General features: G+C 70.8%; 26 protein-coding genes. 9 read left to right on the top strand and 17 right to left on the bottom strand.

Annotated features, from left to right (window positions below; genetic code table 11):
* Window positions 1–17: 17 nt before the first annotated feature.
* The 3 genes from rplT to infC are packed head-to-tail and all read right to left on the bottom strand — an operon-like array spanning window position 18 to window position 1,279.
* Window positions 18–398, bottom strand: a complete 381-nt coding sequence (gene rplT / locus MU407_RS00615) for a 50S ribosomal protein L20 (RefSeq protein WP_102237009.1) — start codon at window positions 396–398, stop codon at window positions 18–20.
* Between the two features lie 56 nt (window positions 399–454).
* Window positions 455–649, bottom strand: coding sequence for a 50S ribosomal protein L35 (rpmI, locus tag MU407_RS00610; RefSeq protein ID WP_102237008.1), 195 nt, complete (start codon window positions 647–649; stop codon window positions 455–457).
* A gap of 24 nt (window positions 650–673) precedes the next feature.
* Window positions 674–1,279, bottom strand: coding sequence for a translation initiation factor IF-3 (gene infC, locus MU407_RS00605; protein WP_255407884.1), 606 nt, complete (start codon window positions 1,277–1,279; stop codon window positions 674–676).
* A 390-nt stretch (window positions 1,280–1,669) separates the two neighbouring features.
* Here infC and MU407_RS00600 point away from each other — a divergent pair, with 390 nt between their 5' ends.
* A complete protein-coding gene (locus MU407_RS00600) occupies window positions 1,670–2,620 on the top strand; it encodes a hypothetical protein (protein WP_246954619.1) in 951 nt (316 codons plus the stop codon).
* A 246-nt stretch (window positions 2,621–2,866) separates the two neighbouring features.
* Window positions 2,867–3,184 (top strand): DUF1844 domain-containing protein, encoded by a 318-nt coding sequence (locus MU407_RS00595; RefSeq protein WP_102237036.1) that lies wholly within the window; start codon window positions 2,867–2,869, stop codon window positions 3,182–3,184.
* 136 nt (window positions 3,185–3,320) lie between these two features.
* Here the strand turns inward: MU407_RS00595 and MU407_RS00590 are convergent, their stop codons facing one another.
* The 8 genes from MU407_RS00590 to MU407_RS00555 all read right to left on the bottom strand — a co-directional run bounded on the left by MU407_RS00590 (window position 3,321) and on the right by MU407_RS00555 (window position 9,702).
* Entirely contained in the window at window positions 3,321–4,652 is a 1,332-nt protein-coding gene (locus tag MU407_RS00590) for an MFS transporter (RefSeq protein WP_246954617.1), read from the bottom strand.
* Between the two features lie 109 nt (window positions 4,653–4,761).
* Complete coding sequence (locus MU407_RS00585; RefSeq protein WP_246954615.1) at window positions 4,762–5,547, bottom strand: SseB family protein; 786 nt, start codon at window positions 5,545–5,547, stop codon at window positions 4,762–4,764.
* Window positions 5,544–6,278, bottom strand: coding sequence for a bifunctional 1-(5-phosphoribosyl)-5-((5-phosphoribosylamino)methylideneamino)imidazole-4-carboxamide isomerase/phosphoribosylanthranilate isomerase PriA (gene priA, locus MU407_RS00580; protein ID WP_246954613.1), 735 nt, complete (start codon window positions 6,276–6,278; stop codon window positions 5,544–5,546). The genes MU407_RS00585 and priA overlap by 4 nt, the downstream gene beginning before the upstream one ends.
* 158 nt (window positions 6,279–6,436) lie before the next feature.
* Complete coding sequence (locus MU407_RS00575) at window positions 6,437–6,595, bottom strand: hypothetical protein (RefSeq protein WP_246954611.1); 159 nt, start codon at window positions 6,593–6,595, stop codon at window positions 6,437–6,439.
* The gene (hisH, locus tag MU407_RS00570) at window positions 6,592–7,263 is read right to left on the bottom strand and encodes an imidazole glycerol phosphate synthase subunit HisH (protein WP_246954678.1); all 672 of its coding nucleotides are present in this window, start codon (window positions 7,261–7,263) and stop codon (window positions 6,592–6,594) included. The genes MU407_RS00575 and hisH overlap by 4 nt, the downstream gene beginning before the upstream one ends.
* Before the next feature lie 44 nt (window positions 7,264–7,307).
* Window positions 7,308–7,895, bottom strand: coding sequence for a hypothetical protein (locus MU407_RS00565; protein ID WP_246954609.1), 588 nt, complete (start codon window positions 7,893–7,895; stop codon window positions 7,308–7,310).
* Entirely contained in the window at window positions 7,892–8,572 is a 681-nt protein-coding gene (gene hisB, locus MU407_RS00560) for an imidazoleglycerol-phosphate dehydratase HisB (RefSeq protein ID WP_246954607.1), read from the bottom strand. The genes MU407_RS00565 and hisB overlap by 4 nt, the downstream gene beginning before the upstream one ends.
* Window positions 8,569–9,702 (bottom strand): histidinol-phosphate transaminase, encoded by a 1,134-nt coding sequence (locus tag MU407_RS00555; RefSeq protein WP_246954605.1) that lies wholly within the window; start codon window positions 9,700–9,702, stop codon window positions 8,569–8,571. The genes hisB and MU407_RS00555 overlap by 4 nt, the downstream gene beginning before the upstream one ends.
* A gap of 222 nt (window positions 9,703–9,924) precedes the next feature.
* Here MU407_RS00555 and MU407_RS00550 point away from each other — a divergent pair, with 222 nt between their 5' ends.
* Window positions 9,925–10,308 (top strand): DUF3054 domain-containing protein, encoded by a 384-nt coding sequence (locus MU407_RS00550; RefSeq protein ID WP_246954602.1) that lies wholly within the window; start codon window positions 9,925–9,927, stop codon window positions 10,306–10,308.
* A 43-nt stretch (window positions 10,309–10,351) separates the two neighbouring features.
* Here the strand turns inward: MU407_RS00550 and hisD are convergent, their stop codons facing one another.
* The gene (gene hisD, locus MU407_RS00545; protein WP_246954600.1) at window positions 10,352–11,737 is read right to left on the bottom strand and encodes a histidinol dehydrogenase; all 1,386 of its coding nucleotides are present in this window, start codon (window positions 11,735–11,737) and stop codon (window positions 10,352–10,354) included.
* 72 nt (window positions 11,738–11,809) lie between these two features.
* Here hisD and zupT point away from each other — a divergent pair, with 72 nt between their 5' ends.
* From zupT to MU407_RS00520, 5 genes are all read left to right on the top strand, one after another.
* Window positions 11,810–12,628: a zinc transporter ZupT gene (zupT, locus tag MU407_RS00540; protein ID WP_246954599.1), complete on the top strand. Its 819-nt coding sequence runs from the start codon at window positions 11,810–11,812 to the stop codon at window positions 12,626–12,628.
* 190 nt (window positions 12,629–12,818) lie between these two features.
* The gene (locus MU407_RS00535; protein WP_246954597.1) at window positions 12,819–14,066 is read left to right on the top strand and encodes a hypothetical protein; all 1,248 of its coding nucleotides are present in this window, start codon (window positions 12,819–12,821) and stop codon (window positions 14,064–14,066) included.
* A 134-nt stretch (window positions 14,067–14,200) separates the two neighbouring features.
* Window positions 14,201–16,441 carry an NADP-dependent isocitrate dehydrogenase gene (locus tag MU407_RS00530; protein ID WP_246954595.1) on the top strand — a complete coding sequence of 747 codons (2,241 nt, stop codon included), beginning with the start codon at window positions 14,201–14,203 and terminating at the stop codon, window positions 16,439–16,441.
* 80 nt (window positions 16,442–16,521) lie between these two features.
* A complete protein-coding gene (locus MU407_RS00525; protein ID WP_246954593.1) occupies window positions 16,522–17,334 on the top strand; it encodes an alpha/beta fold hydrolase in 813 nt (270 codons plus the stop codon).
* Window positions 17,335–17,684: 350 nt separating this feature from the next.
* On the top strand, window positions 17,685–18,689 hold the full coding sequence (locus MU407_RS00520; protein WP_246954591.1) for a PRC and DUF2382 domain-containing protein: 1,005 nt from the start codon (window positions 17,685–17,687) through the stop codon (window positions 18,687–18,689).
* A gap of 204 nt (window positions 18,690–18,893) precedes the next feature.
* On the opposite strand, the gene MU407_RS00515 is transcribed toward MU407_RS00520, so the two are convergent.
* The 4 genes from MU407_RS00515 to MU407_RS00500 form a co-directional block, all read right to left on the bottom strand.
* Window positions 18,894–19,742: a sulfite exporter TauE/SafE family protein gene (locus MU407_RS00515; RefSeq protein WP_246954588.1), complete on the bottom strand. Its 849-nt coding sequence runs from the start codon at window positions 19,740–19,742 to the stop codon at window positions 18,894–18,896.
* Window positions 19,743–19,811: 69 nt separating this feature from the next.
* Window positions 19,812–20,189: a DUF488 family protein gene (locus MU407_RS00510; protein ID WP_246954586.1), complete on the bottom strand. Its 378-nt coding sequence runs from the start codon at window positions 20,187–20,189 to the stop codon at window positions 19,812–19,814.
* 28 nt (window positions 20,190–20,217) lie between these two features.
* Window positions 20,218–20,715 carry a thiol peroxidase gene (gene tpx, locus MU407_RS00505; protein ID WP_102236990.1) on the bottom strand — a complete coding sequence of 166 codons (498 nt, stop codon included), beginning with the start codon at window positions 20,713–20,715 and terminating at the stop codon, window positions 20,218–20,220.
* Window positions 20,716–20,797: 82 nt separating this feature from the next.
* Window positions 20,798–21,679: a PPK2 family polyphosphate kinase gene (locus MU407_RS00500; protein WP_246954584.1), complete on the bottom strand. Its 882-nt coding sequence runs from the start codon at window positions 21,677–21,679 to the stop codon at window positions 20,798–20,800.
* Between the two features lie 262 nt (window positions 21,680–21,941).
* Between MU407_RS00500 and MU407_RS00495 the strand changes: the two genes are divergently transcribed.
* Window positions 21,942–23,123 carry an amidohydrolase gene (locus MU407_RS00495; RefSeq protein WP_246954582.1) on the top strand — a complete coding sequence of 394 codons (1,182 nt, stop codon included), beginning with the start codon at window positions 21,942–21,944 and terminating at the stop codon, window positions 23,121–23,123.
* Here the strand turns inward: MU407_RS00495 and MU407_RS00490 are convergent, their stop codons facing one another.
* The gene (locus MU407_RS00490) at window positions 23,124–24,296 is read right to left on the bottom strand and encodes an MFS transporter (protein ID WP_246954580.1); all 1,173 of its coding nucleotides are present in this window, start codon (window positions 24,294–24,296) and stop codon (window positions 23,124–23,126) included. It lies immediately after the preceding gene.
* Between the last annotated feature and the right edge of the window lie 48 nt (window positions 24,297–24,344).

Raw genomic sequence — 24,344 nt, 5'->3', positions numbered from 1 at the left:
GTGCTGCGATGCGCGTGTCAGGCCGCGGGTGCGTTGACGTCCTTGGGGAGGGCGTCCTTGGCGACCTCGACCAGGGCGGCAAAGGTCGCGGCGTCGTTCACGGCGAGCTCGGCGAGCATGCGACGGTCCACCTCGACACCAGCCAGGCCCAGGCCCTGGATGAAGCGGCTGTAGGTCATTCCGTTGGCGCGGGCCGCAGCGTTGATGCGCTGGATCCACAGCTGACGGAAGTCACCCTTGCGCTTCTTGCGGTCGCGGAAGTTGTAGGTCTGCGAGTGCAGCACCTGCTCCTTCGCCTTGCGGTACAGGCGCGAGCGCTGACCGCGGTAGCCGCTGGCCTGCTCGAGGATCTCCCGACGCTTCTTATGGGCGTTGACCGCCCGCTTCACGCGTGCCACGTGATACTCCTTCGATCGAAATGTTCAGGGCGCAGGCGCTGGCCTGCGCGGGGCGCTCAGCGGCCCAGCAGCTTCTTCATGCGCTTGACATCGGCCTTGGCAACCTCGGTGTCGTTGCCCAGGCGGCGCTTGCGGGTGGAGGACTTATGCTCCAGCAGGTGGCGGGCGTTCGCCCGCTCACGCATGAGCTTGCCCGAACCGGTCACGCGGACCCGCTTCTTGGTGCCCGAGTGGGTCTTGTTCTTCGGCATGTGCCTGTTCTCCTCGTTCCGTTCTCAGGACGCGTCGTCGGATCCGTTCGCCGGCTGGGACTTCTCGTCCTTCGCCTTGGCGGCGGCCTTCTCGGCGTCGCTCCTGCGCTTGCGGGCCTCGGCCATGGCCTGGGCCTTCTTCTTGTGAGGCCCGAAGACCATCACCATGTTGCGGCCGTCCTGTCGCGGACGCGACTCGACGAACCCGTACTCGCTGACGTCCTCCGCCAGGCGCTCCAGCAGGCGCACCCCCATCTCGGGACGCGACTGCTCGCGGCCGCGGAAACGCAGCTGGACCTTGACCTTGTCGCCACCGGACAGGAACTTCTCAACGTTGCGGCGCTTGGTCTCGTAATCGTGCTTGTCGATCTTGAGACCCATGCGGATCTCCTTCTGGACCGTGTTCGCCTGGTTCTTGCGCGCTTCACGGGCCTTCAGGTTGGCCTCGTACTTGTACTTGCCGTAGTCCATGAGCCGGGCGACCGGGGGGTTCGCTCCGGGGGCAACCTCGACCAGGTCGAGATCGGCTTCCTGGGCAAGACGCAGGGCGTCCTCGACCCGAACCTCGCCGACCTGTTCGCCGGCAGGTCCGACCAGGAGGACCTTGGGGACCCTGATCTGACCGTTGATGCGCTGTTCGCTGATGGTGGCTCCTCACCTCGAGTTGGGGCGGGACACGACGAAGGCCCCCGCTGAATCCGTGCGGAGGCCCCAGGGTGAGCGGAGCGGGCACCGAGCGCCACTGGCGCTGCTACCTGCTCCCGGGCACGATGGCCCGGTGGCGATGCTGACCCGGCAACTGCTGGCCGCTGTCCGCGGCCGGTCGTCACGAGGTGGGAGGGGACTCCACTTGCGGGAACGGGCGAGGTCTCGTCCTGTTCCGGTCGACTATCCTACCAGCGAAACGGCGTGGGTCCAGGTGATGTGCGTCGCGCAGCGCAGTGCAGCTGCATGCAGAGCAGTTGAGCAGTCTGCAGCGCAGTCGAGCGATCGAACGATATCGAACGATGAGGAGCAGCGGTGGCGACGGATCGCGAGACCCCTGACGAGCAGCCTCAGCACGCTGAGCAGGGTGAGCACGCCGAGCAGATCCCGACGGGGCTCACTCCCGCAGAGCCGTCGCCTGCGGATGCACCATCGAGCACTGAGGATCCGGGCACCGGGGAGGCGCACGCCGAGAAGCCATCGCACCCGGAGGGGGCCTCGCCTGCGGATGAGCCGACGGCCCCGCTGCAGGACCCCGCTGAGGATCCGTCGGAGCCGGAGGCGTCCACGCAGACCCGCCTGCGCAATCAGACCACGGCGCGCGCGGTCCTGCGCCCGGTTCCCGAGGGCTTCCCCACTCCCCCACCGCGCCCAGCCCGCCCGAACCGTCGGCCCGCTCTGGCCACGCCACCTGAACAGCGTGCTCCCGGTCGGGGCCGCCTGCTCGTCGTCGCCGCGGCGTTCGTGGGGGTGCTCGCCCTCGTGATCGCCGTGGGCGGTGCATTCCTCGTGGTGCGCACACTGCCCACGGACGGGGAGAGCACTGCCCCCACGGTCACCGCATCCGCCGATACCTCCGATGGGTCCGGGCAGGACGCGGGGCCCGTGGAGGTCGACGGCGTAACGGTCACTGAACTCAGGACGGAGACGGGCCTGGATTCCGTGGGCAGCGGCGCCACCGAGGTCACGGCCGAGGGGCAGTTCGTGGCGGTCATCGTGGAGATCACCAATGACAGCGAGCGCACCCTCCAGCTGACCGCAGATCGCGTCACCTTGGCAACGGCGGCAGGAGAGAATATCCCCAGCTCGGCCGCTGCGATCTCCGCCTATGCGCGCGATTCCGATTCGGCCTCCACCCGGCCCATCCCCGTCGGCGAGACCCGTGAGTTCGTCGCCGTGTTCGACGCGCCCATCGGCACCGAGCCCGCCGCACTGCACCTCGAGCTGGACGGGGACCTCACGATCGAGCTGCCCCTGGCAGGCTGACCCGCAAGTGTTTTCCACCCCGGTGCGTCGGATCGAGAGAATTAGCGCCCTCCCCGATGACGCCAACCCCGATGAAGGAGCCCCATGACCGAGCCGACCAGCTCCGAGCCGAGCACGACTGAGGCGAGCACGACTGAGGCGAGTAAGACTGAGCCGACCGGAACTGCGCCGAGCCCCGAGCACCACGCCTCCCCCGCGACTGAGAGCGGCGGTCCGGCGACCACGGACGCGGAGGCGGCTGCTGAGCTGCGGGATATCGCCGATGTGGCCGCGGTGGAGATCATCAACTCCGCCTGCGTGCACCTCATGAGCGCCGCGGCGGTGAAGGTGGGCCTCGCCGATGATGAGGAGACCGGCAACTATCAGGACCTCTCGGAGGCGCGGAAGCTCATCACTGCGCTCGCGGGGCTGGTCACCGCGGCGGCACCGGAGATCGGCAATGTGCATGCCCGCTCGCTGCGCGATGGGCTGCGTTCCCTCCAGCTGGCCTTCGCTGAGGCGCTGCCGTTCCCCGATCCGCCTGGCGAGGCGCCGGGCGAGAAATACACCGGCCGCGTCAGCTGACCCGGCGCGGCGCCCCCGTCGGCCCACTCCCCGGGACGCGTCGCGGCGCGTCTGCCGGCCCATTCCCCAGGACGCGGCGCCACCGTCGGCCCCTCACCTGACCTGACCGGCCACCACGGGCGCTGCGTCCCGGGGCCTACCAGGCCAGGCGGCGGCGGGTGCGCCGCAGCCGCCAGGCGCGCAGTACGAAACCGGTCAGCGCGAGAGCGATCGCCAGGGCGGACCCCACGAGGATCCCCACGCGTGGTCCGGCCAGGTCGATGACCACGCCGATCAGCGGGGCACCGACCGCCGCTCCAGCAGTGAGGGCGGAGCCATGCCAGCCCATCGCCTCCCCCCGCACCTGCTCGGGGACGCGGCGGGCGATCGCCTCCCCGGTCGCGGTGATGATCGGGGCCAGCGCGAGGCCTGCCCCGAAAGTCGTGACCGCGAGCATCCACACCGACTGCGAGGCCGCGATCGGCAGGGACAGCACCCCCAGGGCGAGCAGCACGGTGAAGGGGCCGATGTCCCGGGCGCTCGCCCCGTAGACGAACCCGCCGATCGCCGACCCGGCGCACCAGATCGCCAGTACCCAGGCGATCGCCGTGGTGTTCCCATCGCCCTCGAGGAACGCGACGACCGTCAGGTCCGTCGCAGTGATCAGCAGCGACCCGACGAGCGTCGCGGCCAGCAGCGCCAGCCCGCCCAGGGTCAGCAGATGCGGCCGCACCGACGGGGCGGGCAGCTCATGGACCGGACGGCCCGTGCGCTCGTCGATCACGGGGATCTGCCCGGTGGTGAGGTTCTGGGCAACGCGCGCCTCATGATGCGCCTCCCCGGTGGCGAGCATCCCGGACTCAGCGGCCTCCAGGGCGCGCGGCAGACGGGTGGGCAGCATGATCTGATCGCTGCGAGTGGGCGGGTTCGCGAGCATGATCCCGATCCCGGCCAGCACGATCAGCCCGGCGACGACGAGCAGCGACGTCGTGGTGCCGAGCGCCACCGCGGCGATCGTCGCCGCGGCCGGGCCGAGCATGAACACCAGCTCCGTGGACACCGAGTCGAGGGAGAAGACGGTGCGGCGCTGATCGGCCGGCACCAGGACCGACAGTGACGTGCGCACGATCGCGAACACCGGCATCGCGAACAGACCACCGACCAGTGCCAGCAGCACCAGCGCCGAATAGGGCACGAGCGTGGCGACAGCGAGGATGAGCGGTTGGAACAGCAGCGAGGGCAGCACGGCGCGCCGCAGTCCGTGGCGGTCCAGCAGCCGCCCACGCAGCGGGGAGGCGATCGCGATGCCGAGCGTCGAGGCGGCGACCACGAGCCCCGCGGAGAAGAAGCTCTCCTGCAGCGTGATCACGGTGTGCAGGGTCAGCAGGATCCCGATCGTGGAGAACGGGATGCGGGCCAGGAAACCGATGGTCAGCACCACGGGGACGCCCGGGGTGCGCAGCGCCGCACGGTACCCCTGCAGAGCCATGTCCCCTCCTTGTCACCGCCGGTGTCCACAGGCCCGATGGGCGTCGGGTCCGGGAGGCACTATCTCAGGTTCTCGCGCGCGAGACCGCCGTGCGCTGGACGGAACGTGCTCAGCGCGACAGCGAGAGCTTCAGCGAGGTGATCCGCTCGGCGATCAGCGGGCTGTCCCCGAGGGCTGAGCTGATCGCCTGCACCGCCTGCTGCAGTCCAGTGCGATCCAGGCCCTCCACGAGCCGGGCCACGAGCGTGACTTCGCTGGACTGACCCGGCTGCGCGGTGAGGGAGAGCACCGTCGGCACCTGGGCCGCGATCTGTTCGAGCTCCGCGGCGACCTCAGGATCCTCATGCGGCGGCACCCAGGTGCGGCCCTGGGCGAGGGCCCACAGGGCTGAGCGCTGCAGCAGCACCGGGCCGGGCTCGTCGGGACGCGCGGCATCCACCAGCAGGGCGGTGCAGCCCTCCTGCACGGCGGCCTGCGCTGCCTGCGCCGTCACGACGGGGACGGGCCGGGCCGTGCCCTGCCAGCGGGACAGCTCGGTCACGGAGGTGAACACGGGCAGCACGCGGGCCCCATCGGCCGCGGCGATCGTGACCATCGCCATGTCGGCGCCGTTGTCGGAGGTCAGTCCGTGGGCGCTGATCGTCTCTTCGGTGCCGACGGCCATGATCGGCACCAGCACGCGGGAGGCGGCCAGGGCGGCGACCAGGCCCGCCCGGTAAGGGTCCTGCCCTTCGTGCAGCTGCTCGAGCGCGGTGCGGAGCACCGGCGGGCAGGATCCGTCGTCCTCGGGGAAGGGGCTGGTGGTGTAGTCGCGGCCCTTCCACGGCACCCCGGCGGTGTCGGTCAGCGGGGATTTGTCCTGGAAGTGGGCCGGCAGTTCGCGCCGGGCGGTCACGGCCGGCCCGCCACCTCGAGCGCCTCGGGGAGGGTGAACGCCCCCGCGTACAGGGCCTTTCCGACGATCGCGCCTTCCACGCCGTGCGGGACCAGGGCCCGCAGCGCCTCGAGGTCCGCCAGAGAGGACACCCCGCCGGAGGCGACGATCTTCGCGTCCGTGCGCTCGCACACCTTCTGCAGCAGCTCCACATTCGGGCCGCGCAGGGTGCCGTCCTTGGTGACGTCTGTGACGACGTAGCGCTGACAGCCAGCGGCATCGAGCCGTTCGAGCGTCTCCCACAGGTCGCCGCCCTCGCGGGTCCAGCCGCGGGCGGCGAGGGTGCTGCCGCGCACGTCCAGGCCCACGGCGATGCGGTCACCGTGCTCGGCGATCACCTCCGCGGTCCACTCGGGGTTCTCGAGCGCCGCGGTGCCCAGGTTCACGCGCCGGCAGCCGGTAGCAAGGGCCGCGGCAAGGGACTCGTCATCGCGGATACCGCCGGAGAGCTCCACGTTCATGTCCACGGCAGCGACCACTTCTGCGAGCAGTGCGGCGTTGGAGCCGCGGCCGAAGGCGGCATCGAGATCCACCAGGTGCAGCCACTGCGCGCCGCCCTCCTGGAAGGTCAGTGCGGCATCCAGCGGGGCGCCGTAGGCGGTCTCGGTGCCTGCCTCCCCCTGGACCAGGCGCACGGCCTGGCCGTCCTGGACGTCGACGGCGGGCAGCAGGTCGAGCACGGGAGCGGTCATGGGGTGCCTCCTTGGGGGCGACGGGGGCTCGGATCGTAGCGGGTGAACAGCAAGAGCGGGTGTGAGGGCGGGCGCGAAGGGTGGGAGCGAGTGCGGGCGTGACGGTCTGGGCTCGGGTGCAGCGTTGGCAGGGACGGCAGAGGGTCGGGCCGTGCCGATCAGCCGGACTGGATCCGCCAGAAAGAGATCGCCAGGCACGCGATCGCGATGACGGCAAGGCCGACGGTCATCCACCACGGCTTACCGGAGCGGTGAAAGGACCACACGCCACCCAGCAGCATCCCCCCGACGAACAGCATCACGAACGCGAGGATCATGCGCTCGCCTCCGCCCGGCCGTACCGCGGCAGGGTGCCCAGCCAGTTGCGCAGCAGACGCGCCCCGGCCTCACCGGACTTCTCGGGGTGGAACTGCGTGGCCATCAGCGCGCCGTTCTCCACCGCGGCGATGAAGCGGTCTCCGCCGTGCTCAGCCCAGGTCACCAGCGGCGGCTCAAGGGGGCCGACCGCATCGAGCTCCCAGGTGCGCGCAGCATAGGAGTGGACGAAGTAGAAGCGCTCAGCCTGGATACCGTCCAGCAGCGCGGTGCCCGTCGGCGCGTCGACGGTGTTCCAGCCCATGTGCGGGACCACATCGGCCATAAGGCGTGTGATCTCGCCGGGCCACTGCCCCAGTCCCGTGCTGCGCTCGCCATGTTCATCGCCGGCATCGAACATCACCTGCAGACCCACGCAGATGCCGAGCACGGGGCGGCCCCCGGCCAGGCGCGTCTCGACGATGCGGTCACCGCCCACAGCGCGGATCTGCTGCACGGTCGCGGCGAAGGCACCGACGCCGGGGACCACCAGCCCATCGGCCTCCAGTGCCGCGGTGCGATCCGCGGTCAGCTGGACCTCGGCGCCGACGGCCTCGAGGGCGCGCACCACCGAACGGACGTTCCCCGACCCGTGGTCGAGCACGACCACGCGGGCGGGCGGGTCGGCCAGCCCGGTGGCCTGCGGGGAGGCCTGCTCGGTGGCCTGCTGGGCGGTCACTTCCGCTTCCTCCCGGTGGCGATCCAGGTCAGCGCCTCGGTGCGGGACAGTGCCGCGGGGTCCAGTCCCTCCCCCAGCTCCTCGACGCTGCGGGCGCCCAGCAGCAGCTCCTCGACCACGTCATCCACGGCGCCGAGCACGATCACCGGGGAGATGTCCTCGCCGCGCTCGCCGGTCATGTAGCGGGTGGCGGTCATGCGGTCGCCGCGGCGCCAGAACAGCACCAGGCCATTGCGCTGCAGGGCGGTGGAGGTGATGGCGGCCAGGTCATGCGCGGCCGCCTCCTGCAGCGCGCCGACGGCGATCGCGCCGGTGGAGGTCTCCACGGTGCGGGTGCCCTCGGGGATGGTCAGGCCGTCGGTGCGGGCCTCCACGCCCAGGCGGATCATGCCGGCGAGGGCCTTCGCGGTCGCCACGGAGGTTGCGATCACGGCGATGCAGGGGGTGTCATCCCCGCCGTCGGACTCCGCCAGGACGTCCTCCACGGTCAGGGCGTCACCGTCGTCCAGGCTCAGCCCCTCGGTCAGGCGGGCGAACTCGGCGTCGATGTCATCGTGCGGGTCACGCGGGTCGGCGGTGCTCATAGGGCTCCCTTCGTGGAGGGGACATCGAGGACACGGTCATCGTGCGCGCAGGCGGCGCGCAGCGCGCGGGCGAGGGCCTTGAACTGCGCCTCGACCACATGGTGCGGGTCGCGGCCAGCTAGCAGGCGGATATGCAGGCAGATCGCGGCATGGTGCGCGAGGGACTCGAAGACGTGGCGGGTCAACGAGCCGGTGAAGTGCCCGCCGATCAGGTGCAGGGCCTGGGCTTCGCTCTCCCCGCTGTGTACGCAGTAGGGGCGGCCGGAGAGGTCCACGACGGCCTGGGCGAGGGCCTCATCCAGCGGCACCATCGCGTCGCCGAAGCGGGCGATGCCCTTCTTGTCTCCGAGGGCTTCCTTCAGGGCCTGGCCCAGCACGATCGCGGTGTCCTCGACGGTGTGGTGGGCGTCGATATGGGTGTCACCGGTGGCCTTGACGGTCAGGTCGAAGCGGGCGTGGGTGCCCAGCGCCGTGAGCATGTGGTCGAAGAACGGCACAGTGGTGGAGACGTCCACCTGGCCGGTGCCGTCGATATCCAGGGTGACCTCGACACTGGACTCGCGGGTGGTGCGGGAGATGCTCGCGGTGCGGCGGGGGCGGGCTGCGGGCAGCCCCTCATCGGACCCCTGGGGCGCGCGGCTCAGGGAGTCGGTGTTCTGAGAGTCGGGGCTGGTCATCGGGGGTCGGCCTCCTGCAGGGCGGTGCGAAATGCGATGTTGTCCTCCTCGGTGCCCACGCTCACGCGCAACCAGCCGTCGGGGCCGACCACGCGGATCAGAACCCCGCGTGCGAGTAGCTGCTCGAACACGTACTGGCGGTCCGCGAAGGAACGGAACAGGACGAAGTTGGCGTCCGACGGGGCGACGTCATGGCCCCGCTGGATCAGGTGCTCGGCCAGGGCGTCGCGCTCACGGCGCAGCAGGGCGACGGTGCCCAGCAGCTCCTTCCGGTGCGCAAGCGCGGTGCGGGCCACCGCCTGGGTGACGGCCGAGAGGTGGTAGGGCAGGCGCACCACGCGCAGTGCGTCGACGATGTCCTGATGCGCGACGAGGTAGCCCAGGCGTGCACCGGCGAGCGCGAACGCCTTGGACATCGTGCGCGTGACCACGAGGTTAGGCGTAGTGGGCAGGAGCGTGAGGGCGCTCGGCACACCGTCGCGGCGGAACTCGCCGTAGGCCTCATCGACGACCAGCAGGCCGCGGCGCGGGGCGAGGGCCTGGGCGGCGGCGCGCACCACCTCGAGGTCGAGTGCAGTGCCGGTGGGGTTGTTCGGGGAGGTGAGAACCACCACGTCGGGGTCATGTTCGGCGATCGCTGCGGTGACGGCTGCGGTATCGAGCGTGAAGTCCGGGGCGGGGCCGCGCTCAGCGGTGACCCAGGCGGTGTAGGTGTCGCGCGCGTACTCGGGGTACATCGAGTAGTGCGGGGTGAAGCCGAGGGCGGTGCGGCCGGGCCCGCCGTAGGCGAGGAGCAGCTGGTGCATGACCTCGTTGGAGCCGTTCGCGGCCCACACCTGCTCCGGTGTCGGGGCCGGGATATGGGACTCCGCGGCGAGATATTCCCCCAGGTCAGCACGAAGGTCGAGGGCTTCGCGGTCCGGGTAGCGGTTCAGCGTAGTGGCAGCCTCAGCGGCGGCGCGGCCGATCGCCGCGGCAAGCTCCGGGGAGGGGCCGTAGGGGTTCTCGTTGACGTTCAGGGCATGCGCGACCTCGAGCTGCGGAGCACCGTAAGGGGCGGCGCCGGCGATGCCTTCGCGCGGGATCGGCAGCGCGGCAACGTCGGGGCGCAGATCGGGCTGGGCAGGCATGGGCCCCATCGTATCCGCGGAGGCACAGAGCGGTCTGGGCGTCCGCAGGGCGGCGCGGGCGCGGGGCAAAGCGGGGGCGCGACGCGGCGCGGAGCAGAGCACGGGCGCGACGCGGGAACGGGCGCGGGGGCGCGGCGCGGGCGCGGGGCAGAGCGGGCGCGCGGTGGGCCTGGGCGAGCCCTCAGGTCCTAGGCACCCCGCCCCCGGCGATACCCTGGCGGGATGTTCCGTTCTCTCGGCGCCCTGGTGGGCGATCTGCTCGTGGTCTTCGTGTTCGTCGCCGTGGGGCTGCTGTCCCATAACAACCCGCTGACCGTGGAGAACGTGTTCCTGGTGGGCTGGCCGTTCGCGGCCGGCGTGCTGCTGGGGCACCTTGCGATCCGAGCCTGGCGCGCCCCGTTCCGCCTGTGGCCGCACGGCGTGTTCGTGTGGGCGATCACGGTCGCGACGGGCATGACGGTGCGGACCCTCTTCGGTTCCGGCACTGAGCCGAGCTTCATCGCGGTCACCGCCAGCGTGACAGCGCTCGGCATGCTCGGCTGGCGCCTGCTGGCCACCTACCTCACGCGCGACGAGCGCACCACGGTCGAGACGCCACAGCACTGAGGGTCACAGCCACCCAGGCCGCACGGGAAGCATGGGTTCCGACTCAGAATGGAGTCGAAAGCGATGCTTTTCGCGAGCTGGGCCGTGCAGGGTGCTTATCGAACCGCACGTCCACGGCCCGGCCGTGCGAGGGCAGCCCCTCCGCCTCGGCCAGCACTGTCGCCGCGCCTCGGGAGGCCTCGAGCGCCGTCTTGTCGTAGCGGATCTCGTGGATGCCGCGCAGGAAGGTCTGCACCCCCAGCCCGCTTGAGAACCGGCTGGTCCCGCCGGTGGGCAGCACGTGGTTGGAGCCCGCGGCGTAGTCGCCCAGGCTCACGGGGCTGTAGGGGCCGACGAACACGGCGCCCGCATTGGTCACCCGCGCCGCGACGTCCTCCGCCTCCGCGGTCTGGATCTCCAGGTGCTCGGCGCCGTAGGCGTTGACCACTGCGAGCCCCTGCTCCACGTCATCGACGAGCACCACGCCGCTCTGCGGCCCGCGCAGCGCCTGCTCGATCCGTTCCCGATGCGGCGCCTGCGGCACCTGGGCGGCGAGCTCGCGCTCCACCGCCTCCACCAGATCCGCTGCGTCCGTGACGAGGACGCTGGCGGCCAGCGGGTCGTGCTCGGCCTGGGAGATGAGGTCTGCGGCCACGAACGCTGCCTCCGCCTGCCCGTCGGCGAGGATCGCAATCTCCGTCGGCCCCGCTTCCGCGTCGATCCCCACCACGCCGCGCACCAGGCGCTTCGCGGCAGCGACGTACACATTTCCGGGCCCGGTGACGAGGTCCACGCGCTCGAGCCCCGCTCCGTCCCCGAGATCCTCCGCGCCGTGGGCGAGCAATGCGATGGCCTGGGCACCGCCGGCGGCGATCACCTCGTTCACGCCCAGCAGCGCGCAGGCCGCAAGGATCGTGGGGTGCGGTAGGCCGCCGTGCTCCTGCTGCGGCGGGGAGGCGACGACGATCTGCTCCACCCCGGCCACCTGGGCGGGCACGACGTTCATCACCACGGAGCTGGGCAGCACCGCGCGCCCGCCGGGCACATACAGGCCCACGCGTCGCATCGGCACCCAGCGCTGGGTGACGGTGCCACCGGGCACCACCTGCACCGCATCCGATGGGCGGGTGTGCGCGCTGTCCACTGCCCGCACTCGCTCGGCGGAGGTCTCGAGCGCCTCGCGCACCGCCGGGTCCAGCTCATCGAGCGCCCGCTGCAGCTCCGCAGGTGGGACGCGCAGGTGCGGCGGCCGCACCCCGTCGAACCGCTCGGAGGCCTCGAGCACCGCAGCAGCCCCGCGGGCGGCGACGTCCTCGACGACCGGCCGCACCGCCTGCGCAGCGGCCTCAACGTCCAGCTCGGCGCGCGGCAGCGCCGCCTCGAGCTCGGCGGGAGCGGGGCGCCGCCCGCGCAGATCGGTGACGGCCAGGAATGCAGCAGGTGAGGACATGCACAGAAGTCTAGGAGCGGACGCGGTGGCGCGGTCCCGTCGCCCGCGCCTCGGGCGCACTAGGGTCTAGGGGTGCTTCTCGCCTTCCTCCTGACCCTACTCGCGGGCGGCGCCACCAGCATCGGCGCGGCCATCGCGGTGCTCGGACCCGGGACGGGGCCGCGGTTCCTGGCCGGCGGGCTGGGGCTTTCGGCCGGGGTGATGCTGTATGTGTCCTTCGTGGAGCTGCTGCCCGAGGGTGCCGCGATGCTTTCCGGCGGTGAGACCACGCCGCACGGTACGGCGATCGCGGTGGGCTGCTTCTTCCTGGGGATCGCGGTGATCATGCTGCTGGACCGCCTGGTGCCCGATGCCGTGAGCCCGCACGAGTTCTCTGGCCGCATCGACGGCGCCCATGACGCGCGGGACGCCGAGGAGCGTGCCGCGGACACCGCCCTGCGGGCACGCCTATTGCGCACCGGCACGGTCACGGCGATCGCCCTGGCCCTGCACAACGTTCCCGAGGGGTTCGCAACCTTCGTCGCGGCGCTGCAGTCTCCCGAGATCGCGATCCCCGTGGTTGCCGCGATTGCGCTGCACAACATTCCTGAGGGGCTCGCGGTGGCGGTGCCGGTGCGGCGCGCCACCGGGTCTCGGAAGACGGCGTTCTGGCTGGCGACGATGACGGGGCTCGCGGAGCCGGTCGGCGCCGTGGTGGGCTTCGCGCTGCTGGCGCCCTTGCTGAGCGGCGCCGCGATGGGCGGGGTGCTCGCGGCGGTCGCAGGCGTGATGGTGTTCGTATCGCTGGATGAGCTGCTGCCCGCCGCGGAGGAGACCGGCGAGCATCATGCTGCGATCTACTCGCTGGTGGCGGGGATGGCGCTCATGGCGGCGACCCTGCTGGTGCTGTGAACACTGCCATGGGGCTCAAGGCGCTGCACCACCGGTGCCCCGGAGCCCTTCCGATGGAGGCGGCGAGCGCTGTGTGCCCGATGGGGCCGTGCCGTCGGGTACGTTCGCTCCAGGTGTGTCACCGCGCACCGCGCGGATCGGTGCAGATCCGCGGGAGAGCCGCGCGTACCCGGGGAAGGAGGCGGCGCCGATGAGCACAGGTACACCACGACCGAGCGCACGCACGCACCACGGCGGGGCCTTCTCCGCGCATGAGAGCACCGGTGACCGGCCGATGCGCACGCCCTCCCGGCCGCTCTGCCCGCGCCGCACCGTCCGCGCCGCTGCCGTCCTCGCCCTGGGCCTCGCGCTCACCGGCTGCGATGCCCTGCCCGGCATCGGCGGCACCACCCCGTCGGCCACTCCCTCGCCGATGGATCCCGCGCAGGTGGAGCAGGCGGCGACCACGGCGGTTGATCCCGCGTGGCTGTGCGGCGCCGGGGGCGGGGATGACCCGGTGCCGGTGCGTGACCGCGGCACCTTTACACCGGAGTCCGTGAGCGCCGAGGGCAATGACGTGCTGATCACCGGCGCTTTTCAGCTCGATGACCCGGGCACCTATACCGGGTTCTTCCCCGACGCCCTGGTGCTTCCGGCGCAGCCCGGCCAGCGCGGAACCGTCGCCGAGCCCTACGACATGGACCTCGCGGATCAGGGCGCACCGGCCCCGCCGATCGTGGTGCGGGCGCGCGTGGAAGTCCCCTCCGATGGCCCGCCGCCCACCCGGGCCACGGCGAAGTTGACGCTGGGTACCTGTGATGATGCGCCGCTGCCCGATGGGCAGTACGTGCTGCTGCTACGCGGTGATGGCGGGCAGGGCCGCGCCGCGCGGGATTCCGGCTGGGCCGCCCCCGCACCGGTGCTGATCGATGTGGCGGGTGGGAAGGTCCGTCCCGTGCCGGGCGTGGTCACTGCCCCCGAGGACGAGGGGCGGATCGATCCGTCGCCGCTGCGCTGCGGCGCGAGGCTCGAGCCGGTCGGAGATGGCGCCGGGGTGACGCTCGAGCTCGGCGATCGCACCGAGAGCACCTCGACTGTCGCGACCGAGGAGGACACCGCACCCGCGGTCACGGCGTCGCTCACGTTCTCGACGCAGGAGCCGGGCACGCGTGCGCTGCTGCCGGCGGTGGTGCTCACCGACCCGGACACGGGGCGGATCGTCGCAGGGGCCCGCAACGCCGAGCTGGCGCCGCTGCACTGGGTGTCCGCGGAGGGGACGACGCTGCCGGAGCTCGCCTGGGTGGGTCATGAGACCTGCTCCGGCTATGCCCTCTCCCCGGGCACGTACACGGCGCACGGCGCCGCCCTGACGCGGGATGCTGAGGGCACGACGCACCTGATTCTGTCCACGCCCTGGGATTTGACAGTCACCGATGAGGAGCCCGACGGGCAGGAGTGACCCGTCGGCCCGTCCCGGCCGCCGCCCCGGGACGTACCGTGGAGGGGTCCGGACGCCCGGCCGCCCGTCGGCCGCCGTCGATTAGTCTTGACGTCAAGACACCTGCTCCATCGACCCGAGGGAGACCGCTGCCCATGGCGCGCATCATCTACACCCATACCGACGAGGCGCCGATGCTGGCCACCGCCTCGTTCCTGCCCATCCTCGACGCCTTCTCCGATACCGCCGGGATCGACGTCACCACGCGCGACATCTCCCTAGCCGGCCGCATCGTCGCCGCCTTCTCCGATCTGCTGCCCGAAGAGCAGCGTGAGGCCGATGCTCTCGCGGAGCTGGGCGAGCTGGCGCAGACCCCCGAGGCGAACATCATCAAGCTGCCGAACATCTCCGCGTCCGTGCCGCAGCTGAAGGCCGCGATCGCGGAGCTGCAGGGCCAGGGCATCGCGCTGCCGGACTACCCCGAGTCCCCGCAGACCGAGGAGGAGAAGGACGTGCGGGCCCGCTACGACTCCGTGAAGGGGTCGGCGGTGAACCCGGTGCTGCGCGAGGGCAACTCGGATCGGCGTGCCCCCGCGGCGGTGAAGAACTTCGCGAAGGCCCACCCGCATCGCATGGGCGAGTGGGCGAAGGATTCGAAGTCCTCTGTCGCAACGATGCAGGCCGATGACTTCCGCGCCAATGAGCAGTCCGTGGTGATGGATGGCGAGGACACCCTCGCGATCGTGCACGTGGGCGAGGACGGCAGCGAGACGGTCCTCAAGGAGACCGTGCCGGTGCTGGCCGGTGAGGTGGTGGACTCCACGATCATGCGCGCTGCGGCACTGCAGGAGTTCCTGCGCGCCCAGGTCGCGGCGGCAAAGGAGAAGGGGGTACTGCTGTCGGTGCACCTCAAGGCCACGATGATGAAGGTCTCGGACCCGATCATCTTCGGGCACGCCGTGCGGGCCTACTTCCCCACCGTGTTCGCACAGTACGGCGAGCAGCTCGAGGCTGCGGGGCTGTCCCCCAACAACGGTCTGGGCGGCATCCTCGCCGGCCTGGAGACCCTGGATCCGCAGGTCCGCGCCGGGGTGGAGGCCGCGATCGAGCAGGACATGGCCGACGGCCCGGACCTGGCGATGGTGAACTCCCACAAGGGCATCACGAACCTGCATGTGCCCAGCGACGTCATCATCGACGCGTCGATGCCGGCGATGATCCGCACCTCCGGGCACATGTGGAACAAGGACGATCAGGAGCAGGACACCCTCGCGGTGATCCCGGACTCCTCCTACGCCGGGGTGTACCAGGCCACGATCGAGGACTGCCAGGAGCACGGCGCCTTCGATCCGACGACGATGGGCACCGTCCCGAACGTGGGGCTCATGGCGCAGAAGGCCGAGGAGTACGGCTCCCACGACAAGACCTTCGAGATCGCCGCGCCGGGCCGCGTGGAGGTCCGCGATGCCTCAGGTCAGGTGCTCATGAGCCATGACGTGGCCGCCGGGGACATCTTCCGCGCCTGCCAGGCCAAGGATGCGCCGATCCGTGACTGGGTGCAGCTGGCGGTGCGCCGCTCGCGCATCTCCGGGATGCCGGCCGTGTTCTGGCTGGATGACTCCCGCGCCCATGACCGCAACCTCATCGCGAAGGTGAAGCAGTACCTGGCGGAGGATGTGGACGGCGAGAGCACCGAGGGCCTGGACATCCGGATCCTCTCCCCCGTGGAGGCCACGAAGCACACACTCGCCCGGGTGCGCCGCGGCGAGGACACCATTTCGGTGACGGGCAATGTGCTGCGCGACTACCTCACCGACCTGTTCCCCATCATGGAGCTGGGCACGAGCGCGAAGATGCTCTCGGTGGTGCCGCTGATGAACGGCGGCGGGCTGTTCGAGACCGGGGCCGGTGGTTCGGCCCCCAAGCACGTGCAGCAGCTGCTGGAGGAGGACTACCTGCGCTGGGATTCGCTCGGCGAGTTCCTGGCGCTCGCGGAGTCTCTGCGGCATCTGGCTCGCACCGCGGACAATGCTCGCGCCGGCGTGCTCGCCGCGGCGCTCGATCGCGCCACGGAGACGCTGCTGAACGAGGGTAAGTCCCCGCAGCGCAAGCTCGGCTCGATCGACAACCGCGGCAGTCACTTCTACCTGGCCCTGTACTGGGCGCAGGAGCTTGCGGCGCAGTCCGAGGATGCTGAGCTCGCGGAGGCCTTCGGGCCGATCGCGGCCAAGCTCGCGGACAGCGAGCAGGTGATCGCCGAGGAGCTGCTGTCCGTGCAGGGCAAGAGCGCGGACATCGGCGGCTACTACCGTCCGGACCCGGAGAAGACGGCGGCGGTCATGCGCCCGTCGGCCACCTTCAACCGGATCCTGGAGGAGATCTCCGCCGCCCTGTGAGGCGGCGACCGCACGGCGGGTCGGGGCGTGGGCCCCGGCCCGCCGTCGTCTATGACAACGCTGACGAGGACAATGGGGTCATGTCTCACCGCGTGTCGTCCCGTGCCGATGGCACCGTGCTGGTCTACGACCGCGCGAGCGCCGGCCCCGCTGCGTCCCCTGATGCCACCCCAGTGCTCCTGCTGCACGGCTCCGTGCTCTCCCGGGCGCTCTGGCGGGGCCTGGGCTATGTGGAGGCGCTGCGGGCCGAGCGCGAGGTGCTGCGGATGGATCTGCGGGGGCACGGCACCTCCGGCAAGCCCGTCGACCCGGCCGCGTATGCGACGGGCGTGCAGGTCGAGGACGTGCTGAGCGTGCTCGATGATGCGGGATTCTCGCGGGCGCATCTGCTGGGCTATTCCCTGGGAGCACGCGTGGCGCTGGCCACGGCGGTCGAGCATCCCGCGCGGGTGGAGCGCCTGGTGCTGCTGGGCGGGAGCGCTGCCGCCCAGCAGGGCGCGCTCGAGCAGCTGTTCTTTCCCGGCGTGATCGAGACGCTGGCCCGGGAGGGGATAGAGGCGTTCGCCGATCGGCAGGGCCTGACCGCGGATCGCACGGATCCTCTGGCGCAGTCCACCCGCTTCGCGTTCCTGCGGGCCGATCCGCAGGCGATGGCGGCGCTGTTCACCGCAACCGATGCTGCCGACGAGATCCCGCCCGAGGTGCTTGCCCAGGTGGCCGCGCCGGCCCTCTGGATGGCCGGGACCGAGGATCACCCCCGCTACGAGCAGTCACAGCAGGCAGCTCAGGCGATGCCGCAGGCCCGGTTCGTCCCGCTCGTGGGCCGCGATCACGGCATCACCCTGGCCCCGGCAGGCCCGGTGCTCGAGCAGGTACTGCCGTTCCTGCGCTGACCCGGTCCACCCAGGAGCGCCGTGCAGCAGACACCGCCGTACAGCCGACACAGCAACGCAGCGCCCGACGCCGTCGGGGATATCTGCTCAACCTATTGGTAGGCAGATAAACCGCGGGCGACTGGAGCGTAAACGGGGCGCGACCCCCTTCCCTGCCGAGCGGTCAGTCTCCCTTGTGACACCCAGACAGCTGTCGCGTACCGCAGAAGACGCCTCGACGCAAGAGCTGGGCGGCGGAACGAGCAATCGTTCCCGTCTCGTGACCGTCGTCAATAGGGTCGGGGCTGTGGCGCGAGCCAGCCGCGGCCCTCGCTGCGGTTTCAGACCCTGGAAGCAGGAAGGACACAGTCATGACCGCTGACAACCTCTCCCCCGCTGATCTGCAGAACGCCAAGGTGGTCGACTCCACCGGTGCGTCGGTGGGCGACGTCAAGCAGCTGTTCGTCACCCAGGACGGCCATGCCCCCTCGTGGGTCACCGTGAACACCGGCCTGTTCGGCACCAAGGAGACCTTCATCCCGCTGGCGGAGGCGAGGGTCGAGTCCGGCACGATCAGCGTCCCCTACGAGAAGTCCTTCATCAAGGACGCTCCGAACGTGGATGAGGATGGCGAGATCACCCCCGAGCAGGAGGATGAGCTCTACCGCTACTACGGCGTGTCCGACTCCGACATCCCGGGTCAGGCGCACGGCAACCACCGCCGCGATGGCGACCTGCACGATGATCGCCGTGACCAGGAGGGCCTGCACGACGATCGTCGCGATGGCACCCTGCGCGACGACCACCGCGACCAGGAGGGCCTGCGCGACGACCGCCGCAATGACGAGCTGGATGATCGCGACCGTGCAACCGCCGGTGCCGCAGGTGCTGCGGGAGCGGCCGGCGCTGGCGCGGGAGCGGGCATGGACCGCGACCGCGACGGTGTGCGCGATGGTGTGCGCGACGGGGACGGCGCCTCCACCACCCTCCACGAGGAGCGCGTGAACGTGGGCACCGAGCGTCGCGAGACCGGCCGTGTGCGCCTGCGCAAGTACGTCGTGACCGACACCGAGCAGGTGGAAGTCCCGGTGGAGCGCGAGGAGGTCGTCCTTGAGCGCACTCCCGCCTCCGGCGAGGCCGACGGCGCCGAGCTCTCCGAGGGCGAGATCGAGGTGGCCCTCCACGAGGAGCGCCCGGTCGTCGACAAGGAGACCGTGGCCACGGAGAACGTCTCGCTGGGCAAGCAGTCGGTCCAGGACACCGAGACCGTCCGCACCGACGTCGCGCGCGAGGAGGTCGAGGTCGACCGCGATGGAGACCGCACCGGCCGCGACGGCCTGCGCGACCAGGATCGCCCCGATACCCAGCGTCACTGACGCTGTGAAGACCACCCCGGGGGCGGGGTGAGCGCAGGGCCCGGATCCGCACGGATCCGGGCCCTGCCATCTGCTGCGAGCCGCTGTGCCAGCCCTCCAGCTGTGCTCAACCCGCCACCGGGCCCGATGGGGTCGATGGGGCTTATAGGGCCGATGGGGCTGATGAGCCCGACGGGCCCGATGGAGTCTGCCGCCGACCAGCTCTCACATCACCTGCCGCACGAGCGCCACCAGCGCGACGAGCACGATGACACCGCGCAGCAGCCACTCAGGCATTCGTTTGGCCAGGTGGGCGCCGAAGTAGCCGCCCAGCAGAGATCCCACCGCGATCGCTGCGGTCGCGCTCCACAGCACAGCAGCTCCCCACCACAGGTGCGCCACGAGGTAGACGAGCGCCGCGGCGACATTGACCACGAGGCTCAGCAGGTTCTTCACGGCATTGACGGACCCCATGGTGCGGCCGGTGAAGATGCCGAGCACCCCCAGATACAGCACCCCCTGCGCAGCGGTGAAGTAGCCGCCGTACACGCTCGCCGCCCCCATCGCGGCCACGAGTCCGCGCTGCCGGTAGGGGGAGAGGTCATGTGAGACGGCCGACGGGACCGTCTTCGCGTCCTCAGCGCCGTCGGCGGCCTCCCCGCCGCGGGCAGCGATCCACGGCCGGTCCTGCCGTCCGCGCAGGGCACGGGTGAGCGGTTTCTGAAACACCACCATCGCCAGCGCCACGACGATCAGCACCGGGACCACCACGTCCAGGGCCCCCGAGGGGGAGACGAGCAGCAGCATCGCTCCTGCGGTGGCGCACAGCGAGGTCGTGATCACCAGCGGCGCCAGCTGCTCCTTCTCCGCTGCGATCTCCCGGCGATAGCCAAAGGAGGAGCCGAGGGTGGAGAACACCATGCCGATGGTGTTGGTCCGCACCGCAGCTCCCGGCGGCACGCCGATCGCCAACAGGACGGGCAGGGTCAGCAGCGATCCTGAGCCGACGGCGGCATTGATCGCCCCTGCCATCACCGCCATGGTGAACAGGACGAGCAGGGAGAGGGGTTCCACAGGGGTCGAGACTATCTGTCCCCCGAGCGGGGTTGAGCGCCGCCGCCCTGTCGCGGCCGTGATCCCGGCTCAGGCCCTGGAGGTGAGGTGGGTGGCGAGCACCCGGGCATGGTTGCGCTCGGGATCACGTGCCGCGTAGACGAGAACCAGGTGATCAGCACCTGCGTTGCGGGCTCGCTCGGCGAGCGCCTCAGCCTCCCCGGAGGCGGTGAGCTCTTCGCGATACTGCGCGGAGAACTGCTCAAAGCTCAGCTCATCGTGGTGGAAGGCTCGACGCAGCTCCGTGCTGGGCGCGACGTCTTTCGTCCACTCGGTCAGGGCCAGGCGGTCCTTGCGCACTCCCCGCGGCCACAAGCGATCCACCAGGGCGCGATGCTCGCCCGGGGCGGGACCGCCGTCGTCCAGCAGATCCCGCACCCGGGCGCAGGAGATGTCCAGGATGCTCATCGAGCACGCACCGCGCAGATGCAGCCGTTCAGGACAGAGCCGCCTTCGCCGCGTCGTAGTCGGGCTCGTCGGCGATCTCCGGGACCTGCTGGGTGTAGATGACCTTGCCGTTCTCATCGGCGATGACCACCGCGCGGGAGAGCAGCCCGGCGAGCGGACCATCGGTCATGGTCACGCCGAAGTCCTCACCGAAGGAGGAGCGGAAGGCGCTCGCGGTGGTGACGTTCTCGATGCCCTCGGCGCCGCAGAAGCGGTCCTGCGCGAACGGCAGATCCTTGGACACGCACACCACGCGGGTGTTCGGCAGCTCCTCGGCGAGCTTGTTGAAGGCTCGCACGGACATGGCGCAGGTGCCGGTGTCCACCGACGGGAAGATGTTCAGCACGAGGCGCTGACCAGCGAGGTCCTCGCTCCGCACGGCGCTGAGGTCAGTGCCCACAAGCTCGAAGGCAGGCAGGCTGCTGCCGGTGGCCGGCAGCTCGCCGATGGTGGTCACGGGGTTGTTCTGAAAGGTGATGGAAGCCATGGCCCCATCCTCACGCGGACTCGCCGCGGGCACAAGGTCCCCCCTGAACCGGCAGGTCCGCGGAAGGATGGCAGCTTCTCGCTCAGGCCATGGTGGCGCGCAGGCGCTCCATCTGCTCGGCCACGTCGAATTCCGCCACGGGCCACTGCGGGTCGATCTCCTCGAGTGCATCCAGCAGCAGCTGCTGGACCGCCAGACGCGCGAACCACTTGCGATCCGCCGGGATCACGTGCCACGGGGTGCCGACGGTGGAGGTGGCCCGCAGCGCGCGGGTGTACGCCTCCATGTAGTCCTCCCAGTGGCTGCGCTCATCGACGTCCCCGGGATTGAACTTCCAGTGCTTGTCCGCCCGCTCGAGGCGTTCCATGAGGCGCTGACCCTGCTCGGCGTGGGAGATGTGCAGCATGACCTTGATAACGGCGATGCCGTCCTTGGCGAGCTCACGCTCGAAGGCGTTGATCGCGGTGTAGCGCTCGCGGATCTCACCGGCGTCGGCCCAGCCGTGGACCCGGTGGATGAGCACGTCCTCGTAGTAGGAGCGGTCGAAGACACCGATGAGGCCGGGCTGCGGCAGACGCTTGCGGATCCGCCACAGGAAGTCGTGCTTCTTCTCCTCCGCGGTGGGGGCCTTGAACGCGGCGATCTCGACGCCCTGCGGATCCACCTGCCCCACCACATGACGCATGATGCCGCCCTTGCCGGAGGTATCCATGCCCTGCACCACGAGCAGCACGGACCGCCCGCCGTCCGCGCCGTGGTGCGCGGCGTACAGGCGCTCCTGCAGCCCGGAGAGCTTCTCGGAGCGCTCGGCGAGCAGCTGCTTGCCCTGCTTCTTGCCGCCGTCGAACCCGGGGGTGGCCCGAGGATCGAATTCGGTGACGTCCCCGGTCCAGCCCGAGGGGATCTCGTAGCCGTGCGGGCGGGCCTTCGCACCGGACTTCTTCGCCTTCGTCTGCTTCGACATCCCCGCAGGGTACCGCGCACCGGGGCCGACGGGCAGAGCATCCGTCGGCCCTGTGGCCCCGCACCCCACCCGTCAGTGCCACCGCATCCGGTGCCTCGCTCAGAAACGCAGCTGCGCGGCGACCAGGTTGTACTGCACACCCAGCAGCACCATCGCCGCAACCGCGAACACCACGAGCACCATCCCGGCCAGACGCCACCAGGAGTGATCCCGCGCCAGGACCGGACTTGACGTCCTGCCCGCCGCCGCACAGGGTCATGCCATGAGCACCCCTGACACCTTTGCCATCACCAACGCCCACGTCGTCCCTATCGAGTCCGAGCCCTTCGACGGCGCCGTCGTGGTCACCGGCGACCGCATCACTGCGCTAGGCCCCGACGCCCCGATCCCCGACGGCGCTGCGGTGATCGATGCAGGCGGGGCGTGGCTGCTGCCCGGGTTCGTCGACGCCCATGTCCACCTGGGGGTCCATGAGGAGGGTGAGGGCTGGGCCGGTGATGACACCAATGAGATGACCGACCCGGTGATGGCCGCGGCCCGCGCGATCGATGCGATCAACCCGATGGAGATCGGGTTCGATGATGCGATTGAGGGCGGGATCACCGCGGTGAACGTCAACCCCGGCTCCGGCAACCCCATCGGCGGTCTGGCCGTGGCGCTGCACACCCACGGCCGGGTGGTCGACGAGATGGTGCTGCGCGAACCCTCGGGCATCAAGGCGGCGCTCGGCGAGAATCCGAAGCGGGTCTACGGCGAGCAGAAGCGCACTCCCGCCACGCGCCTGGGCGTGGCTCTGACGATCCGGCAAGCGTTCGCGAAAGCCCGCGCCTGGGCGGCGAAGCCGGAGGATGAGCGGGATCCGGATCTGGTCTCCGATGCACTCGCGAAGGTGCTGGCGCGGGAGATCCCCTGGCGGCAGCACTCACACCGGGCCGATGACATCGCCACCGCGCTGCGCATCGCGGAGGAGTTCGGCTACGAGCTGGTGCTGGACCATGGCACCGAGTCCTACCTGATCGCCGACCGCATCGCCGCCGCGGGAGTTCCGGTGCTGTACGGGCCGCTGATCGTCTCCCGCTCGAAGGTGGAGGTGCGTGAGCGCACCCCGAAGGCACCGGGGATCCTCACCGCGGCTGGGGTGAAGGTCTCGATCATCACCGACCACCCGGTGGTGCCCATCGAGTTCCTGGTCCATCAGGCGGCGCTCGCGGTCAAGCACGGCATGGATCCGGCCGCTGCGCTGCGGGCGATCACCCTGAATCCCGCCGAGGTGCTGGGGCTCGCGGACCGCATCGGCTCGATCGCTGAGGGCAAGGAGGCGGACCTCGTGCTGTGGGAGGGCGACCCCTTGGACGTGCGCCACCGCACCGAACGGGTGTGGCAGGCGGGCAAGGAGGTCATGCACCGGGACGCCGACGGGAACGCGGTCTTCGCCCCGCGCTGATCACCCGGCAGGCAGCTCCGCGGCCCCGTGTGGGGCTGGCCGCCGCAGGTAGCGCAGCGCCAGCGCGACAGCGGCAGCCAGCAGCACCACGGAGGTGAGCACCATCGGCTCCATCCCGGCGGCATCCAGCACGAGGCCGCCGATGAGGGCGCCCACCGCGATCGACACGTTGAACATGGCGCTGTTCAGCGCGGTGCCTTCCTCGAGGACCTCCGGGGCTTCGGCGGTGATGAACGCCTGCACGCTGACGGACACCGCCCCGACGCACAGCCCCCACAGCGGCATGACGATCATCGCGGCCCCCGGTGAGTGCACCAGCACGAGCACGGCGAGCAACGCTGCGAGGGTCCCGCCGATCACCACCAGCACCGCTCCCGGTGCGCTGCGGCGGATCAGCGGGCCGACGGCGAAGTTTCCGATCAGCCCGGCGATGCCGAACAGCAGCAGAAGCAACCCGAGATCGCGCAGCGGCACCTGGGCGCGCTGGACCAGCAGCGGGCTGACATAGCTGTAGGTGGCGAACTGGCCCACCACGCCGAGGCCCGTGAAGGCCAGCACGTAGCGCACGGCCCGGGTGGTCAGAGCGGTGCGCATCATGGAGAGGGTGACGGCCTGCCGGGAGTGGACCGGCCGGACCAGCAGCAGGATAGCCACGGCGACGAGGGCTGCGACGGCTCCCACCACCGCGAAGGAGGCGCGCCAGCCCACGTGGGAGCCGATCCACGCGGCGGCGGGCACGCCCAGCACGAGCGCACCGCCGGTGCCGCTGAAGGCGAGCGTCAGCGCGGCAGAAACCCGGTGGGGCTCCACCTGGCCCATCGCCACGATCGGGAGGACCGCCCAGTACAGGCCGATGGACACCCCGGCGAACAGTCGTGCCAGCAGCAGCCATCCGAAGCTCGGGGCGACAATGCTGAGAGCGCAGGAGATCACCACGCTGAGCAGAGCGATGATGAGCACCAGGCGCCGGTCCAGCCCCCGGACCAGCAGGGGTGTGGACATCGCCACGAGGGCGGCGAGCACGCCGGGGACGGTCACCGCGAGCCCCGCGACGCCCTCGCTGACCCCCAGATCCGGGGCCATCACCGAGAGCACCCCGATGGGCAGCTCCTCGACGGTGATGAGCACGAAGATCCCCACGGCCAGGGCTGTCACCCCCAGCCACGTGCGCATGCCGTCCACTGCCGCTCCTTGCTGTGCGGCCCGAGCGCCTCCCGAGCC

Origin of the sequence: Brachybacterium sp. Marseille-Q7125, assembly GCF_023062615.1 — a bacterium.
Lineage (GTDB): Bacteria > Actinomycetota > Actinomycetes > Actinomycetales > Dermabacteraceae > Brachybacterium.
Note: the sequence above shows the minus strand (reverse complement) of the source record. Positions and strands in the feature narration are given on the sequence as shown.

What these genes read in the sequence shown, in the direction of transcription:
- rpmI (WP_102237008.1), bottom strand. Translation starts at nt 649, where the DNA reads ATGCCGAAGAACAAGACCCACTCGGGCACCAAGAAGCGGGTCCGCGTG.
- MU407_RS00590 (WP_246954617.1), bottom strand. Translation starts at nt 4,652, where the DNA reads ATGGCTCTGCAGGGGTACCGTGCGGCGCTGCGCACCCCGGGCGTCCCC.
- priA (WP_246954613.1), bottom strand. Translation starts at nt 6,278, where the DNA reads ATGACCGCTCCCGTGCTCGACCTGCTGCCCGCCGTCGACGTCCAGGAC.
- MU407_RS00575 (WP_246954611.1), bottom strand. Translation starts at nt 6,595, where the DNA reads ATGATCCTCGCGTTCGTGATGCTGTTCGTCGGGGGGATGCTGCTGGGT.
- MU407_RS00565 (WP_246954609.1), bottom strand. Translation starts at nt 7,895, where the DNA reads ATGAGCACCGCCGACCCGCGTGACCCGCACGATGACATCGACGCCGAG.
- hisB (WP_246954607.1), bottom strand. Translation starts at nt 8,572, where the DNA reads ATGACCAGCCCCGACTCTCAGAACACCGACTCCCTGAGCCGCGCGCCC.
- MU407_RS00555 (WP_246954605.1), bottom strand. Translation starts at nt 9,702, where the DNA reads ATGCCTGCCCAGCCCGATCTGCGCCCCGACGTTGCCGCGCTGCCGATC.
- MU407_RS00550 (WP_246954602.1), top strand. Translation starts at nt 9,925, where the DNA reads ATGTTCCGTTCTCTCGGCGCCCTGGTGGGCGATCTGCTCGTGGTCTTC.
- hisD (WP_246954600.1), bottom strand. Translation starts at nt 11,737, where the DNA reads ATGTCCTCACCTGCTGCATTCCTGGCCGTCACCGATCTGCGCGGGCGG.
- MU407_RS00535 (WP_246954597.1), top strand. Translation starts at nt 12,819, where the DNA reads ATGAGCACAGGTACACCACGACCGAGCGCACGCACGCACCACGGCGGG.
- MU407_RS00530 (WP_246954595.1), top strand. Translation starts at nt 14,201, where the DNA reads ATGGCGCGCATCATCTACACCCATACCGACGAGGCGCCGATGCTGGCC.
- MU407_RS00525 (WP_246954593.1), top strand. Translation starts at nt 16,522, where the DNA reads ATGTCTCACCGCGTGTCGTCCCGTGCCGATGGCACCGTGCTGGTCTAC.
- MU407_RS00520 (WP_246954591.1), top strand. Translation starts at nt 17,685, where the DNA reads ATGACCGCTGACAACCTCTCCCCCGCTGATCTGCAGAACGCCAAGGTG.
- MU407_RS00510 (WP_246954586.1), bottom strand. Translation starts at nt 20,189, where the DNA reads ATGAGCATCCTGGACATCTCCTGCGCCCGGGTGCGGGATCTGCTGGAC.
- tpx (WP_102236990.1), bottom strand. Translation starts at nt 20,715, where the DNA reads ATGGCTTCCATCACCTTTCAGAACAACCCCGTGACCACCATCGGCGAG.
- MU407_RS00500 (WP_246954584.1), bottom strand. Translation starts at nt 21,679, where the DNA reads ATGTCGAAGCAGACGAAGGCGAAGAAGTCCGGTGCGAAGGCCCGCCCG.
- MU407_RS00495 (WP_246954582.1), top strand. Translation starts at nt 21,942, where the DNA reads ATGAGCACCCCTGACACCTTTGCCATCACCAACGCCCACGTCGTCCCT.
- MU407_RS00490 (WP_246954580.1), bottom strand. Translation starts at nt 24,296, where the DNA reads ATGCGCACGTGGCTGGGGGTGACAGCCCTGGCCGTGGGGATCTTCGTG.